Genomic DNA, 15299 nt, shown 5'->3' with positions numbered 1-15299 from the left:
AAAAGACAATGAAACCAGAAATTTATGATTTAATCGGAATAGGTGTAGGCCCGTTTAATTTAAGCTTAGCAGCGCTTTCTTCGCCACTTTCAGACTTGAAGACGCTATTTGTTGACAGTCGCCCTAAATTTGATTGGCATCCAGGTATGTTATTAGACTCTGCGAGTCTGCAAACCCCTTTTATGTCAGATTTAGTGACGATGGCAGACCCAACAAGTCAGTTCAGTTACTTAAATTTTGCCAAGCAGACTGGTAAATTGTATTCGTTTTATATTCGCGAAAACTTTTTTTTACCGCGACAAGAATATAATCAGTATTGCCAGTGGGTGTGCCGCCAGTTAAATAATCTCAAGTTTAATTTTCACGTAGAAAACCTCGAATACGAGCAACAGCTCGACTGTTACCGAGTCTCTGGCAAAGATAAAGTAACTGGCAAGGTACAAGATTTATATTGTAAACATTTAGTGCTTGGTACCGGTACTCAACCTTGGCTACCTGAATTTTGCCCGACAGATAAGCACATAACTCACTCTTCACAGTACCTTAATAACAAAGCAATGTTACAAAGCAAGTCTGACGTTACTATTGTTGGCAGTGGTCAGAGTGCAGCAGAGATTTTCCATGATTTACTGCTAGATATTGATAAATTTGGTTATCAATTACGCTGGTTGACGCGTTCACCGCGGTTCTTTCCTTTAGAGTACACCAAGCTTACTCTGGAAATGACATCGCCTGAGTATATTGATTATTTTCATAATTTACCAAGTGCGAAGCGACAGCAACTTATCCACTCGCAAAAGTCGCTTTATAAAGGAATTAATTCAGAGCTCATTAACGATATTTACGATTTGCTCTATCAAAAGAAACTGAATTGCGATTTTTCAGCCGAGCTTTTGACGAATACCTCATTAACGAACATTAAACAAGAAGGCCAAAAACTTGCCCTCTCATGCCTACATAACGAGCTAGAGCAAGATTTTAGCTTTAACACTAATGCACTTGTAATGGCGACAGGCTATCAATATCAGTTACCCACCTTCATTGAACCATTACGGCATAAATTAAACTTCGATGAGAACGGCGAGTTACAAGTAAAACGTAACTATAACATTGATGAGCAGGGTCGCATTTTTGCACAAAACCTAGGCCTTAACAGCCATGGATTAACAGTGCCAGATCTCGGAATGGTGTGTTATCGCAATGCCATCATATTAAAGCAAGTATTAGGTAAAGCGCCTTATAGCATTGAAGAACGCATCGCCTTCCAACAGTTTGGCATTCCTAAAACAGAGAGCTTTGCGCCCTCACATAGTAAAACAGCTTCAATGTCACAGGAGGCTATGTGAGCAATTGTAACCACGCAGAGGTCAGTAAAAGCTTCGCTAGCCAGTGCCAAGCAATAATAAACACGGACGCCTTTGTTATTGATGACTTTCGTTTTTACATTTACCAATCACAGAAACACTTTCCCTTATTAAATAGCTGGCTGGCTCAAGATTATGCCCACTTTTGGGGAATGCAAAATATGAATGCAGAGCAACGCCAAAGTGAACTTGCTCCCGCACCTCATAAACTAGCACTTATAGCTTACCAAGATGCGATTCCTGCTTTTTTTATTGAATTGTATGACCCGCAGTTTGACGAAATCGGTAAACATTTTGAAAAGCAATCTGGTGATTGTGGAATGCACCTTTTACTTGCCCCCGTAATCACCCCGCAAAGTGGTTTTAGTCGGCGTGCTATTACAGCAACAGCAAAACTCATCTTATCTCAATTAGGTTTTACTCGATTAGTTGTTGAGCCTGACATTAACAATCAAAAAATACATAAGCTAAATAAAAAAATAGGCATTCAGAGCAGTCATATCGTTCGCCTTACAAACAAAGATGCATGGCTAGGTTTTGCTGATCTAGCAAGCTTTGAAGCAGCTACAACACAAGGAGACTAATTATGGAAATCATTAAAAATTCATTCCCTCAACATTTATCTGAATCTTTATGGCAAGGTGCTAATCAACATTTAGTCGCCAAAATACTGTGTGAGTTTAGCCATGAAAAACTAATAAAACCTATTGCAGCAAAAGAAGATAGAAAACAAACATTGCAGCAATTTCAGTTATTATTAGAAAGCAACCAAGGGCTTTTAAGTTATGACTTTAGTGCTCGCCACTATCAACTAGATCACCTACATATTCAGCCAGAATCAATTGTCTGCAAACTAGATGGCATTAACCAAGATTTAGATGCAGTAACGCTCATTATTGCCCTAAAAGATCGTTTAGGTATGACTGATAGCCTCTTACCAACTTATTTAGAGGAAATCACCAGCACGTTATACAGTAAAGCATTTAAATTGCTTCACCAAAATAAACCCGTTTCAGAGCTGGTACATTGCGATTATCAACAAATTGAAGCGGCCATGACCGAAGGTCACCCAGTATTTGTCGCTAACAATGGCCGTATTGGCTTTGATATGGATGACTGCCACACTTTTACACCTGAAAGTGGTCAAGCAATGAAATTAGTCTGGTTAGCTGTTGCGCGGGTAAACACAAGCCTAGCAATGATTGAAGAGCTTAATTACGAGCGTTTTATTGAAAGTGAATTAGGCAGCCAGCAAGTTGCAGCATTTAACAACATAATTGCTGAGCATGGTAAAAAAGCTGAAGACTATTACTTTATGCCTGTGCATCCTTGGCAATGGCGCGAAAAAATTAGCCGAATTTTTGCTGCTGATCTTGCTCGTAAGCAACTTGTTTATCTTGGTCACAGTGAAGATGACTATCAAGTACAACAGTCGATTCGCACATTCTTCAACTTAAATAACAACAAGCGTTGCTACGTCAAAACCGCGTTATCTATATTGAACATGGGCTTTATGCGCGGGTTATCTCCTTATTACATGAGCCGAACGCCCGAAATAAACACCTTTGTTGCTGAGCTTGTGAACAGCGACCCATACTTTGCTAAAAAACGCTTTGTCGTTTTAAGAGAAACCGTCGCAATTGGTTATCACCATAAATATTACGAGCAAGCATTAGAAAAAGACACGCCTTATAAAAAAATGCTCAGTGCACTTTGGCGAGAAAGCCCTTTCAGTTTAACGTATCAGGGAGAACCGTTAGTTAAAGAAAACCAACAACTTTTGACATTGGCCGCCTTGCTACATCAAGACAGCCAACAAAAGAGCTTGCTTGTTGAACTCATTAATACCTCTCAACTCACAGCAAGTGAGTGGGTAAGCAAATTGCTGGATCTTTATTTACAGCCTCTATTACATGCGTTCTTTGCGTATGATTTAGTGTTTATGCCCCATGGTGAAAACCTAATCCTTGTTTTAGAAGAACACCAACCAGTTACTATTTTAATGAAAGATATTGGCGAAGAAGTCGCAATTCTAAACGGCAATTCACCTTTACCAGGTCATGTCGCTGACTTAGCGGTGAGCCTAGAAGAGGACATGAAATTAAATTATATACTGCTAGATATTTTCGACTGTATCTTCCGCTTTATCGTACCGCAGCTTGATGCGCAAAATTGTTTAACTGAACATGATTTTTGGCAATTAGTCGCTGATAAAGTTTATCAGTATCAGCATGAAAACCCGCAATTTTCCGAAAAATACACACGTTACAACTTATTTAAGGCTCGCTTTACGCGCACCTGCTTAAACCGCATTCAATTGAATAATAATCAGCAGATGATTGACCTTGAAGATAGAGAGAAAAATCTCCGTTTTGCTGGGGATATCAAAAATCCACTGCATGATTTTGCCACTCGTCATGACTTTCAACATGACACAACAATGGCCTAAGCATAGGCCTCACTATTTATAGACGTAATAGGACTACGGATAAAAATGAAAAAGACGAACTACTTTACACTCACGCCTGTCGCACTTTCTTGTTTAGCGATATTTAGCCACTCTTTACAGGCTGAGCAAAAAAAGCATCACGATATGGAAGTACTCACAGTCGTTGGTGAACAAAACCATGCTCAAGGCTATAAAGTCGAGCAAATGAGTACCGCAACGGGTTTAGAATTATCATTTCTAGAAACACCGCAATCAACCACAGTCGTGACTGAGCAAGCGATAAAAGATCAACAACTAAACTCAGTTATTGAAGTGATGAACAGCGTAACAGGGATTAATACCCGCCCTTCTGACAACGACCGCTACTCAATCAGTGCCCGCGGTATTGGCGTAAGCAGTATTTTGTATGACGGCGTGGCAACAACCTACGATACACGTTTTAACTATGGTGACAACTTAATGGATAGCGCAATTTATCAGCGCATAGAAGTTGTTCGTGGTGCAACAGGTTTGATGCTCGGGGCGGGTAGCCCGTCTGCTGCGATTAATTTAGTTCGTAAGCGTCCGACAGAAGAGTTTCAAGCAAGCGTAAGCCTAAGTACAGGTTCATGGCAACAGTTACGCGGTATTGTTGATTTATCGGGAGGCTTAAATCAAGACGCAAGTGTTCGAGGTCGAGTGGTCGTAGCGTATCAAGATCGTGAAAGCTATCAGCATCGTTACGAGCAGCAACGACAAACACTATACGGTATTATCGAAGCAGATATAGGTCGTAATACATTGCTGACGTTAGGTGCTGACTATCAAGACACCAAACCTGAAGGCTCTATGTCTGGCGGATTACCGTTATTCGACAACCAAGGCAATAGAACTAACTACAGCCACCATACGTCAACTGCCCCACGCTGGGCGTCATCCAAAACCAAAGCATTGAATAGCTTTGCCACGATTGAACATAACTTTAGTGATGACTGGCAACTCAAAGCAAGCTACATTTATGGCGATAACGATTTAGAATATGATGTGTTATGGGCTACAGGTCACCCAGACCCAATAACCAACGAAGGGATGATACCTGGCTCATTAGCATTTATTGACGGTAATCGAACCCAACATACATTCGACTTAAAATTAACGGGTCGCTTTACCCTCTTTGACCGCTCACAACAAATTCTAATTGGTGCAAATCAACAGAAGCAAGAGTTTGCCAATCCATATTATGGCTCTTTAGATGAGGCTCCACCTTTAGGTGACTTTAGAGATAAAGATTTTACATATCCGACCCCTACATGGAGCGATGAAGTTCTGTATGGCTCATGGGGGGAAACAAAGCAACAAGCAATATACCTCGCCTCTGATATTGCGTTAACCGACGCACTTTCAATGGTAATAGGTGGGCGTATTGATAATTGGGAAACTGACCAAGACAATTTTGGCACCATTCATGATTACGAAGTTGATAATGAATTTACCAGCTATGTCGGCGCCACCTATGCGATTGGGCAAAATGTATCACTGTATGCCAACTACACAGATATTTTTACACCACAAAGTAGAGTACAAGCTGATGGCAGTTACCTCGATCCTGTTAAAGGAAAAAACTATGAAGCAGGTATAAAAGCCAGCTTATTTGAAGAAGCGTTAGACACCTCTCTTTCGGTGTTTGAGATCCGTCAAGATAACGTTGGCGAAGCAACGGGAGAAACCTTACCAGGAACAACAGTTCCTATATACCGCGGTATTGATGGCACTAAAACACAGGGATTCGAATTTGAAGCCAATGGTTCAATCAATGAACAATGGAATGTCTATTTTGGTTATAGTCAATTTGAAACAGAAGACCCTGATGGTGAAAAAGTAACGACCACCAGCCCAAAACATCAAGTAAAGCTCTTCACTACTTATGAATTAGATAACTGGGTAAATGGCTTACAACTGGGTGCTGGCGTTAATTGGCAAAGTGAGATCCGCAGAGATGTTACTAAGCCAGATAGAAGCTCAGTGGAGGTTAGCCAGCAAAGTTATGGGCTTGTTCGATTAATGGCAAGATACAATGTAAACGATCAACTAACATTGCGCGCTAATTTAGACAACGCATTCGATAAACGTTATTACAGCCAATTAGGCTTTTATAACCAGTTTCAATATGGCGCACCACGAAACTTTAGCATCACTGCTCAATATAGTTTCTAAGTAACTCGACATTATTGCGAATTGCTATTATGCCGCCTCGGTATGAGGCGGCATAAAATACACTTAAAGCCGCAATTTTATGAAGAAGTTTCCACCCCAGCACAATGAAAGTACAAACATACATGGCGTTACACGATACCACTGAGCTAAACTCTTTACTGGAGCAACAGGCTCCATTTTATAGCCAGCATTTTAAACTTATTGAGCCACATCAACCTCTCCCCAAAAACTGCCAACCATTATCACAACGTTTAAAAAAACCACATTATACAGAATCGCTCATGACTTTTTCTAAGAGCTATCAGCAACAGCAACAAGAATCAATCGACCTTAGCGCATTACATTCTATGTGGAGCCAATGGTTTTTCGGCTTTTTACTTCCGCCACTATTAGAGTACGCATTAAAAAGCCAAACAAGTGTATTGCATGCTGCAATGAACCTTAAAAACTGGCATTGGACTTATCATCAAACGGGGCGAGTGGAATGTTTCTATTTAGTGCTTAGAGAAGATCAAGTTCAAAGACCGACTGAGTTACCCATCACATTACTAGAGCGGTTACTTGTTAAGCTGATAAACCCTATTATAAAACAACTAAGTACCCTGTCGCCGGTGTCAGAAAAGTTATTTTATAGTCATGTTGCGTACTGTTTTTATTGGTATTTATCAGAAATGTCGTTGGCTCAGGAATGTAAACTTAATTTACTAAACCAGTTATTTAGTAAAGACACATTATTACTCGCTAAAGGCGCTACTTTGCCACACCCTTTATGGCGCAAAATTAGACTTAAAAATAGTGAGTACCCGCGTATTATGTGTTGTTTACGGCACAAATTACCTAACACACCAATGTGTACTATTTGCCCATTGCACAAGAATAAACACAAGATCTGTAAAACTGCGATATGAAGGCTCTGTAAAAGAGCCTCTATAGAATAGAATGTTTGAGCAAGGCTTTATTGCTCAAACATAGCCTTATTTAGCCATCAACAATTATGCGAAGCATACGACGAAGAGGTTCGGCCGCGCCCCATAAAAGTTGGTCCCCCACTGTAAATGCACTGATGTATTCTGGACCCATGGCTAACTTACGAATACGGCCTACCGGAATAGACAAGGTGCCCGTTACTTTAACAGGGGTTAAGTCTGTAGCCGTCATGTCGCGGTCGTTTGGAATAACTTTGACCCATTCATTGTGAGAAGCCAGGATCTCTTCCACTTTTTCTACGCTGATATCTTTGCGTAGCTTAATCGTCATTGCTTGTGAGTGACAACGCATTGCACCAATGCGAACACATAAGCCATCAACAGGGATAGGTTGCTGGCTACTACCTAAAATCTTGTTTGCTTCAACTTGTGCTTTCCACTCTTCTTTACTCTGACCGCTTGGCATTGGTACATCAATCCAAGGGATAAGACTACCTGCTAAAGGCACACCAAACTGGTCTTGCGGTAAATCACTTGAGGCGATTTTTTCAGTGACTAATTTATCAATTTCAAGAATTGCCGCGTTTGGATCAGCCAGCTTGTCTGCCACTGTTTCGTGAATTGCACCCATTTGTGCGATTAACTCTTTCATGTTGCGGGCACCAGCACCAGAAGCAGCTTGATACGTCATTGGGCTAACCCATTCAATCAAGTCTTGCTCAAATAAACCACCCAGCGCTAACAACATTAACGATACAGTACAGTTGCCGCCAACATAGGTTTTAACCCCCTGCTCTAAGCCTTGATCTATAACGTCTTTATTCACTGGATCAAGAACAATAATGCTATCGTCACTCATACGCAGTGCAGATGCAGCGTCAATCCAGTAACCTTGCCAACCTGATTCGCGTAATTGCGGGTAAACGGCTTTGGTATAGTCACCGCCTTGGCAAGTCACAATAATATCCATCTTCGCAAGCTCAGCAATATCATTCGCATCTAAAAGCGGCTTAGCAGGGCCCGCAATATCAGGGCCTAATTGACCGGTTTGTGAGGTGGTGAAAAAAGTCGTGTCGATCTTAGAAAAATCATTTTCTTGCTGCATACGCTCTAATAACACAGAGCCAACCATGCCCCGCCAACCGACTAATCCTACTTTTTTCATTGTTTGTTCCACTGTTTGATTCATTCAAATTACCTAAACTGTTAAAAATTAAAGTCCATTGCGTGAGAATTTAACTTTTACAGAAGTAATCTAGCATTGCGGCCCCAGCAAAACTAGTGCTAGTCATAGAATATAAAATTTTTTCATCTTGGCTTAGTAATCTCATCTCAAATACTCAATTTGTTGCTCATACTTTTTCTAGTTCTAGCGAACTCTAGTCACTTATGACGTAAAAACTGAGCTGATTTCTTTATGCAATTAATACAAATGCCATAAACAAGATTCATAATCATTTCGCACTTTGTAGTAGGAAGTACTGTGTATTTTTTATTTTTAAAAAGGAATCAAACAAATGAAAAACCTATACTTTTCTGGTCTAATTGCGGCTTTGCTATCTTGTGGAGTTTCTGCAAATGCTAACGAAATTGATGTGGAGGCGAATACTTCTTTCACACGCTCTACAACCAGTGTCGAGCAAGTGGCGGGTTCTGCAACAAGCCTATCTACTGCAACTTACCTAAACCCAGTAGTTAGAGTAAATAACAGTTATAGAAACTTTTTCGTAGGCTCATTATCTGGCAACCAGTTTTGCAAAGAGCAAGGCCATAAAGAGGAAGTAACAGGAAGTAGCGTAAAATGTGGCGAAGATGAATCTTCTTATGCAGAATACGACTGGTATGATAGCGCATGGGTTTCAAAAAGCACGGGGAGCAAAAACCAGTGTTACCCACTCTATGCAAGCATAAAATGCGGTAATTAGAATTTAGAAAAGAACCCAGTGCTTTCTGGGTTCTTATCCTGTAATTGTATTAGCAATCTAGCCACTAATTTTTACCTGCCTTTTAAATCCTAAGCTTATTAAAAACGTCTCAATAATAGAATCACTGCCCTGAAAATGATTTTACAAAAGTGATGTCGCTAACTTTGCTAGTTAGCTTAATAAAATTAAAAAATCCAATTCAAAATATTCAAATATAAAAGCCCCACACAAGTTAGGGCTAATTAAATAAATTATATTGCTCTAAATATTATGTACAGAACCAACATAATCTATAACACCATCGCTACAGCTATTAGCGTCATCACCATCAAACTCTTCTAGAATATATACCTTTACTTGCAGCTCCCAGTTTTTAGCTTGGACTAACTTCTCTAGAATTGTGTCAAAATTTTCATCTTGATACGATAAAGTTAGAATGTCGTTATTATTGTATGTAACAGAGTTAATTGTATTTATTTGAACTTTATATGGCTCAAGAGTAATATCTTTTACATAAACAGAACACGATCGTGCTGCTAAAGCATTATTCATAAATCCCAATGAGAATAAAACCAACGAAAAGGTTAAAACCTTTTTATATATATTCATTTTCTTCATCCTTTTTAAAAAATCAATAAACTGTTAAGTTAAAATTAACGCTTACATAATGCGCAAATCTATTATCAACAGAGCATATTACAAAAAATGTGATATTGAGTGACAATACGATTAAAAAAGCCCTGCTATTGCAGGGCTAAATCAATGTTAGGATTTATTATTATATCCTTCCTTGGTCAGAGTTTTAAAACTGGTACTTGTACTCAATTGAGAACTCAGTGCCTTTCTCTTTAGAGCGGGTTAATGTACCGGCTGACTCTATTTCAGACTTTGCACCCAAGATATTCGTTACTTTGAATTTCAGACTTGAGTTAAAATCAGGAAAATAGCTGTAGTTAAAGTCTAAAGAATGAAATGGTTGTTCCATCCAATCATCTTGTCCTTCAATACCAGGAATGATAATTCGCTCACCAAATACGTTATAGATTAGCGTAGAGGCATGCTGACCACTTGGTGCATCATAGCCCAACTGCATATTTACAACATATTTGGAGTGACCCGTTAAGCGACGTTTAGTGTTAGTGATCGCCGCAGATACACCAGTTTGATCAACTATCGCTTGGCGGTCTAGGTTTATCTCAGAATCACTGAGTGTAACATTACCACTCATAAATACGTCTTGCCAAAAGCCACCTAAGAAAGCGAAATCTTTAAGATAATCAAACTCAACGCCAGCAACATAGCCATCTTCAGCGTTAGCAATACGAACAAGTGGTGGTCCATCTTGCGCTGGTGATTGCACTGACTCAATTGGATCGATCATGTCTTTATAAAACAAGCCAACTGAGAAGTTTTCACCGGTATCAAAGTAGTTTTCCCAGCGGAAATCGTAGTTTTTGATTTGCGTCGTACGCAATCCAGGTGTACCACCAACAGGATATTCAGTAAGTGGATCGATGTAAGTTGCTTCAGATATCTCACGTAAATCAGGGCGGACTACTGTTTCACCGTAACTTAAACGCCATTGGGTTTCGTCGTCTTGAACATAAGTGAATGCAAGTGCACCATAAATATCATCTTCTTGAAACGCTAAGTTACCTAAATCATCATAATCGATTGAAGGATCTAAGCCACCAGTAAACGGATCAAGTGGTACTGATACTTGCCTGAAATCTTCCCAACGTAAGCCACCTGTCACACGCCATTTATTATTGAAGAAAAAATCAGCTTCAAAGTAATAAGCATCTGTTTTTTGTGCAGAGCGGTAATCATCACCTGCAAACGTTGTATCATTAAGTATTGGTAGAGTTAGTTCTGCATTCGCTATTGCATCATCAGAAAGAATCGTATTCAGCTCATTGCCATTTAAATCAAGGTCTGTAAATGCACGTGTATTAATGTCAAAGCGACGATTGGAAGCCGAGCGCTCTTTAGAAACATAATCAGCACCTGATTTTAATTCTATCTCTACACCATCTAACATAATTGGTAAGGTAAAATTAAACCCGTAGTTTTCTACTTCATCATTAAGATCTTGGAATGTATAACGAGCAGCCGTTGTGGCATTGGTTAGTGCGATTTCATTAACTAAATCATAATTACCATCTTCGTTAGCATCTGTAACAATGAATCGTGTCTGCATATTTCCTGGCGCATAACGGTTTGATCGCCCATTTGAGTATTTCCAATCAAAACCTGCATAGTTAAGAAAATCGAATGTATGCATACCTTTGATTTGATTTACTATTAATTCTCTTTCTTCATAACTTACGTCATAAGAACGAACACGCTTATTATCTGACTGGTTATTATTTTCATCAATACCCAAACGATCACGAATTTTATCTTCTGTGTCGCGTAAAATCAGCGTGCTTAAATCAATACGATGAGCATTGTTATATTCAATACCAAAGTTAATCATTCCAGACACTTTAACATTGTGCTCTGTAGCGCTAACTTTATCGTAACCACGTGTCAGAGCAGCGCTTGTTTCGCCTAAACGAAAATCTTCACCTTGGTACTCTTCGCCAACAAAGTATTTGTTATCATAGCTAACCGCTGATAGAAAGCCGTAACGCCAATCGCCTGACTCAAAACTATTACCTAATGTTGCTGTAAACTTAGTATTCGGGTTTACAGTGGTTTCTTGCGGATCATAATCACGGTTTAGGTCAAGGACTAAAGAACGACTTTGCTCTGGCGTTAGATCATCTAATGATTGCCCAGAGTTATAAATTGCCATGATTGAATCAGGTATTTCACGCGTGCCATCATCAACACCATACCAATCGTTCGAGCCGCCATTGTACTCAATGCCATCATCGAAATTGTTGGTGTTATAACCAAGCTGGCCTGATACATCAAAAACAAATTGGTCTGGAATGCTTTTTAAGCGTATATCCACATTACCACCACCAAAAGAAGCTGGCATAGAAGGGGAATACGACTTTTGCACTGACAAACTTTCAATAATGCCTGATGGAAATAAATCAAGCGGGATCACTGAACGGGTTGGATCAGGACTCGGTACTGCTGCGCCATTTAACTGAGTACTTGAATAGCGCTCACCTAAACCACGTACATATATAAATTTACCATCGACTAAAGTTAAGCCCGTCACACGGCGTAATGCAGATGCCGCATCACTATCACCACTGCGAGATATTTGCTCAGCACCCATAATATCGGCAACAAATGCCTGCTGCTTTCGCTCTTCAAGTACGGCGGTTGCAGTGCCTTTTAAGCGACTTGCACTAACCACAACTTCCTCAAGAACAGCCTCATCTTCGGCTTCAGCAGCATGTGCTGAAACGCTTAAACTACATAAAATTGCTGCGGAAAGTGTGGATAAGCAAAACTTTTTAGAAAATTGTTTCATGTTTACCTCTATCTGAAATAAGTTACAGAAAGTGTTAAAAAAGGTGCTAGTACTAAGTGCTAGCACCCATTCTTACTGTGTTATTCCAGACCTACTGTCCAGCCAGCTGTCCAATCGTTATCACTCGATACAGCACCAATATGTGATGTAGTATCGAAGAAGCTATCTACAGCGTTTACATCTGTAGGCGTTGTTGTATCGATAGTATAAATACCATTAACTACGTCAGTTTGCCCTGATGCGACTAAGTTGCCTAATGTCGCTGTCCACCAGTTTTCTACACTGAAATCAACACCGCTTGGGTCTTTGAAGTTCTCAGAGCATGCGATAACTGATGACTTAATCATTAAAGTGCCATCTTGTGCATTTTTAACTGTTTCACTTTCATTGAATATTGGTGCACCATTTCCATCTAATGGAATACCTTCAACCTCTAGACACTCTCCCATGCCTGCAGGGCCTGTCACAATCGTGTTATAGATTTGCGCGCCAGTTCCTTCACGGAAGTACATACCTTCAGCGTCATCTTCACCCTTAAAGGTATTACCAATAATGGTTAAGTTAGCAATCATTGGGTTTGATTTAGGCATTTTAGAAGGTGTTTTACCGTCATTATCAGCTTCGATACCACGGTTAGCATCTGAGTTATCTGCTGCTTGCTTAACAAGAATATGCTGAAGCTTACCTTGGAAACCATTGTCCCAGTCGATGCTGTCATCTTGAATGCTTGTAAGTACTAAGTATTTCGCTTGTACGTTACCACCGAAGAACTCAACACCGTCATCCGCATTTTGGTGAACTTGTAAGTACTCAACCGTTGTACCAGAACCCACACCACCAAAAGTAATACCGTTAATTTCATTACCAGGAGACAGTAAGTAGCCGCCATTCATAACGCGAACATAACGTAATGTTCCAGAGTTATCTGTTGTATCAGTACCACCAAAAACAGCACCGGCTTCGACACCTTCAACTTGAAGCGCACATTCACCAGTATCTGGACATTTATTAGATGGTGCATTACCTAATAGTACTAAACCACCCCATTGACCTGCTGCCGTTGCCTCACCAGTGACATCTTGGCGTGAAGTAAATGAAATTGGCTTATCTTTAGTACCATTGGCTTCAATTTTAGATCCACGGCTAATGACAATATAATCTTTACCGTTACGGCCATAAACCGTTACACCAGGTTCAACGGTTAAAGTGGCAGAGTCTGCGTTATCATTACCCACAAAAACGGCACCATCTACAGCATATAGATTACCTGCTGTTAATGTTAAATCTGACGTAATACGGCCTGATATTTCGCATGTTGTCGTTACGTTATCCGCTGGAGTGATTGACGTGGTGCCCGCAGGACAACCAGCCACAACGGGTGGTGCCGTTACTTCACCGCCACCATAACCAAATGCCCAACCTTCACGCCAATCGTCAGAGTCATTTAAAGCACCAACAAAATCAACGGTATCAAAAAATGCATCAACAGTATTTGCAACATCTTGACCAGCGCCTAGTAAAGGAGAACCCGCAATTGGTTGGCCATTCACACCTAGCATTGGCTTATCGTTAATAACGTTGCCGACTTGACTAGTGAACCAAGTCTCAAGATCCAATAACGCAGAACCATCTGCACCTTTAGGGTTTTTGAAGTTTTCACCATTCGTACAAGACATAAACGTATTTTGCATCAAAATAGTGCCATCATTAGCATTATTCACAGTTTCACTATCTGAAAATAGTGCATCGCCATTATCATCCAACGCGATACCTTCTATCTCTAGACACTCGCCCATTTCATCAGAGCCTGTGATCACTGAGTTATAAAGGTGCAGGCCAGTGCCTTCACGTAAGTAGATACCTTCAGCATCATCTTCACCTTTAAAGTTATTACCGATGATCGTCAAGTTAGAGATAATAGGTAATGACTTAGGTTCTTTTGATGGGATCTTGCCATCATTATCAGCTTCAATACCACGGTTAGCGTCAGTCGAGTTTTTATCTTGTTCAACATAAACAAACTGCATCTTACCTTGATAACCGTTGTCCCAATCGATACTGTCATCGTCGATACTTGTTAAAACAACATGTTTTAAATTAACTGCGCCACCAAAGAACTCAACACCATCATCTGAGTTATTATGTACTTGTAAGTAATCAACTGTAGTGCCAGAACCTACCGCACCAAAAGTAATACCGTTTAGCTCATTGCCCGTTGATAGTTCATAACCAGCATTCTTAACAACAACGTATTTTAATGTACCTGAGCTATCAGTGTTGTCTGTACCACCAAATACAGCACCCGATTCAACACCTTCAACTTGAAGCGCACAATCGCCTTCAGCAGGACACTTATTAGAAATACCATTACCAAGAAGCACCATACCGCCCCATTGGCCAGCTGATGTTTCTTCGCCGATTACGTCTTGCTTAGAAGTAAAGATAATTGGGTCATTTTTCGTCCCTGTCGCTTCAATTTTTGAATCACGACTTACTACTAAATAATCAGAGCCATTATTACCAAATACAACTGCACCTGGTTCGATAGTTAATGTTGCACTGTCTGCTTTATCGTTACCAACGAAAACGGCACCATCAAGGGCCCAGAATGCATCTGTCGATAATGTTGTATCTTCAGTGATTACGCCAGAAAGAACTTGTACTGTTACATCACGTCCTAATGCTGCAGACACTTCATTAGATAGGCTTTGGCTGAAAACACCTGGTAACTCGTCAGTCGTTGGTGGTGTAGTTGGGTTAGTAGGTGTTGTTGGTTGTTCAACAGTTTCATCTACATTGATGTTGATGTCACCACCACCACAACCTGCTAGTGAGATAGCTGTCGCTACAAGACTAACTTTGAATAAGCCAGATAATTTCATTGTTTACTCCGTAAGATAAATATTTAATTATTGTGTTAGCGCATAAACTCAAGTCAGCCAAAAACACCTTTTGATTATGCTTTTGGGTCACTTGAGTTTTAAACTGCGACTACCTTACGGGAGC

The 15299-nt window shown here is 40.1% G+C and carries 10 protein-coding genes; 6 read left to right on the top strand and 4 right to left on the bottom strand.

Translation table 11 applies throughout. The features are described from left to right. Positions 1–8: 8 nt before the first annotated feature. From L0Z67_RS19165 to fhuF, 5 genes are all read left to right on the top strand, one after another. Complete coding sequence (locus tag L0Z67_RS19165; protein ID WP_392353236.1) at positions 9–1346, top strand: lysine N(6)-hydroxylase/L-ornithine N(5)-oxygenase family protein; 1338 nt, start codon at positions 9–11, stop codon at positions 1344–1346. Further along, positions 1343–1948, top strand: a complete 606-nt coding sequence (locus L0Z67_RS19160) for a GNAT family N-acetyltransferase (RefSeq protein ID WP_392353234.1) — start codon at positions 1343–1345, stop codon at positions 1946–1948. Before L0Z67_RS19165 ends, L0Z67_RS19160 begins: the two co-directional genes overlap by 4 nt. Positions 1949–1950: 2 nt before the next feature. Next, positions 1951–3813 carry an IucA/IucC family protein gene (locus tag L0Z67_RS19155; RefSeq protein ID WP_392353232.1) on the top strand — a complete coding sequence of 621 codons (1863 nt, stop codon included), beginning with the start codon at positions 1951–1953 and terminating at the stop codon, positions 3811–3813. 45 nt (positions 3814–3858) lie between these two features. Further along, a complete protein-coding gene (locus L0Z67_RS19150; protein WP_237127425.1) occupies positions 3859–6006 on the top strand; it encodes a TonB-dependent siderophore receptor in 2148 nt (715 codons plus the stop codon). Between the two features lie 122 nt (positions 6007–6128). Then, positions 6129–6914, top strand: coding sequence for a siderophore-iron reductase FhuF (gene fhuF, locus L0Z67_RS19145; RefSeq protein WP_062568025.1), 786 nt, complete (start codon positions 6129–6131; stop codon positions 6912–6914). A gap of 70 nt (positions 6915–6984) precedes the next feature. On the opposite strand, the gene asd is transcribed toward fhuF, so the two are convergent. Beyond that, complete coding sequence (gene asd / locus L0Z67_RS19140; RefSeq protein ID WP_062568026.1) at positions 6985–8121, bottom strand: aspartate-semialdehyde dehydrogenase; 1137 nt, start codon at positions 8119–8121, stop codon at positions 6985–6987. A gap of 328 nt (positions 8122–8449) precedes the next feature. Here asd and L0Z67_RS19135 point away from each other — a divergent pair, with 328 nt between their 5' ends. After that, positions 8450–8857, top strand: coding sequence for a hypothetical protein (locus tag L0Z67_RS19135; RefSeq protein WP_237127423.1), 408 nt, complete (start codon positions 8450–8452; stop codon positions 8855–8857). A 261-nt stretch (positions 8858–9118) separates the two neighbouring features. Here L0Z67_RS19135 and L0Z67_RS19130 read toward each other — a convergent pair whose 3' ends face one another. The 3 genes from L0Z67_RS19130 to L0Z67_RS19120 all read right to left on the bottom strand — a co-directional run bounded on the left by L0Z67_RS19130 (position 9119) and on the right by L0Z67_RS19120 (position 15175). After that, positions 9119–9466: a hypothetical protein gene (locus L0Z67_RS19130; RefSeq protein WP_392353229.1), complete on the bottom strand. Its 348-nt coding sequence runs from the start codon at positions 9464–9466 to the stop codon at positions 9119–9121. 193 nt (positions 9467–9659) lie between these two features. Beyond that, entirely contained in the window at positions 9660–12293 is a 2634-nt protein-coding gene (locus L0Z67_RS19125) for a TonB-dependent receptor domain-containing protein (RefSeq protein ID WP_392353227.1), read from the bottom strand. A gap of 80 nt (positions 12294–12373) precedes the next feature. Next, complete coding sequence (locus L0Z67_RS19120) at positions 12374–15175, bottom strand: hypothetical protein (RefSeq protein WP_237115652.1); 2802 nt, start codon at positions 15173–15175, stop codon at positions 12374–12376. Positions 15176–15299 lie beyond the last annotated feature (124 nt).

The organism is Pseudoalteromonas sp. PB2-1 (genome assembly GCF_045040605.1).
GTDB lineage: Bacteria > Pseudomonadota > Gammaproteobacteria > Enterobacterales > Alteromonadaceae > Pseudoalteromonas > Pseudoalteromonas arabiensis.
Note: the sequence above shows the minus strand (reverse complement) of the source record. Positions and strands in the feature narration are given on the sequence as shown.

Excerpts from the sequence above, each read along its gene's own strand:
- L0Z67_RS19155 (WP_392353232.1), top strand. The coding sequence starts at position 1,951 with ATGGAAATCATTAAAAATTCATTCCCTCAACATTTATCTGAATCTTTA.
- L0Z67_RS19135 (WP_237127423.1), top strand. The coding sequence starts at position 8,450 with ATGAAAAACCTATACTTTTCTGGTCTAATTGCGGCTTTGCTATCTTGT.
- L0Z67_RS19125 (WP_392353227.1), bottom strand. The coding sequence starts at position 12,293 with ATGAAACAATTTTCTAAAAAGTTTTGCTTATCCACACTTTCCGCAGCA.
- L0Z67_RS19130 (WP_392353229.1), bottom strand. The coding sequence starts at position 9,466 with ATGAATATATATAAAAAGGTTTTAACCTTTTCGTTGGTTTTATTCTCA.
- L0Z67_RS19120 (WP_237115652.1), bottom strand. The coding sequence starts at position 15,175 with ATGAAATTATCTGGCTTATTCAAAGTTAGTCTTGTAGCGACAGCTATC.
- fhuF (WP_062568025.1), top strand. The coding sequence starts at position 6,129 with ATGGCGTTACACGATACCACTGAGCTAAACTCTTTACTGGAGCAACAG.
- asd (WP_062568026.1), bottom strand. The coding sequence starts at position 8,121 with ATGAATCAAACAGTGGAACAAACAATGAAAAAAGTAGGATTAGTCGGT.
- L0Z67_RS19150 (WP_237127425.1), top strand. The coding sequence starts at position 3,859 with ATGAAAAAGACGAACTACTTTACACTCACGCCTGTCGCACTTTCTTGT.
- L0Z67_RS19165 (WP_392353236.1), top strand. The coding sequence starts at position 9 with ATGAAACCAGAAATTTATGATTTAATCGGAATAGGTGTAGGCCCGTTT.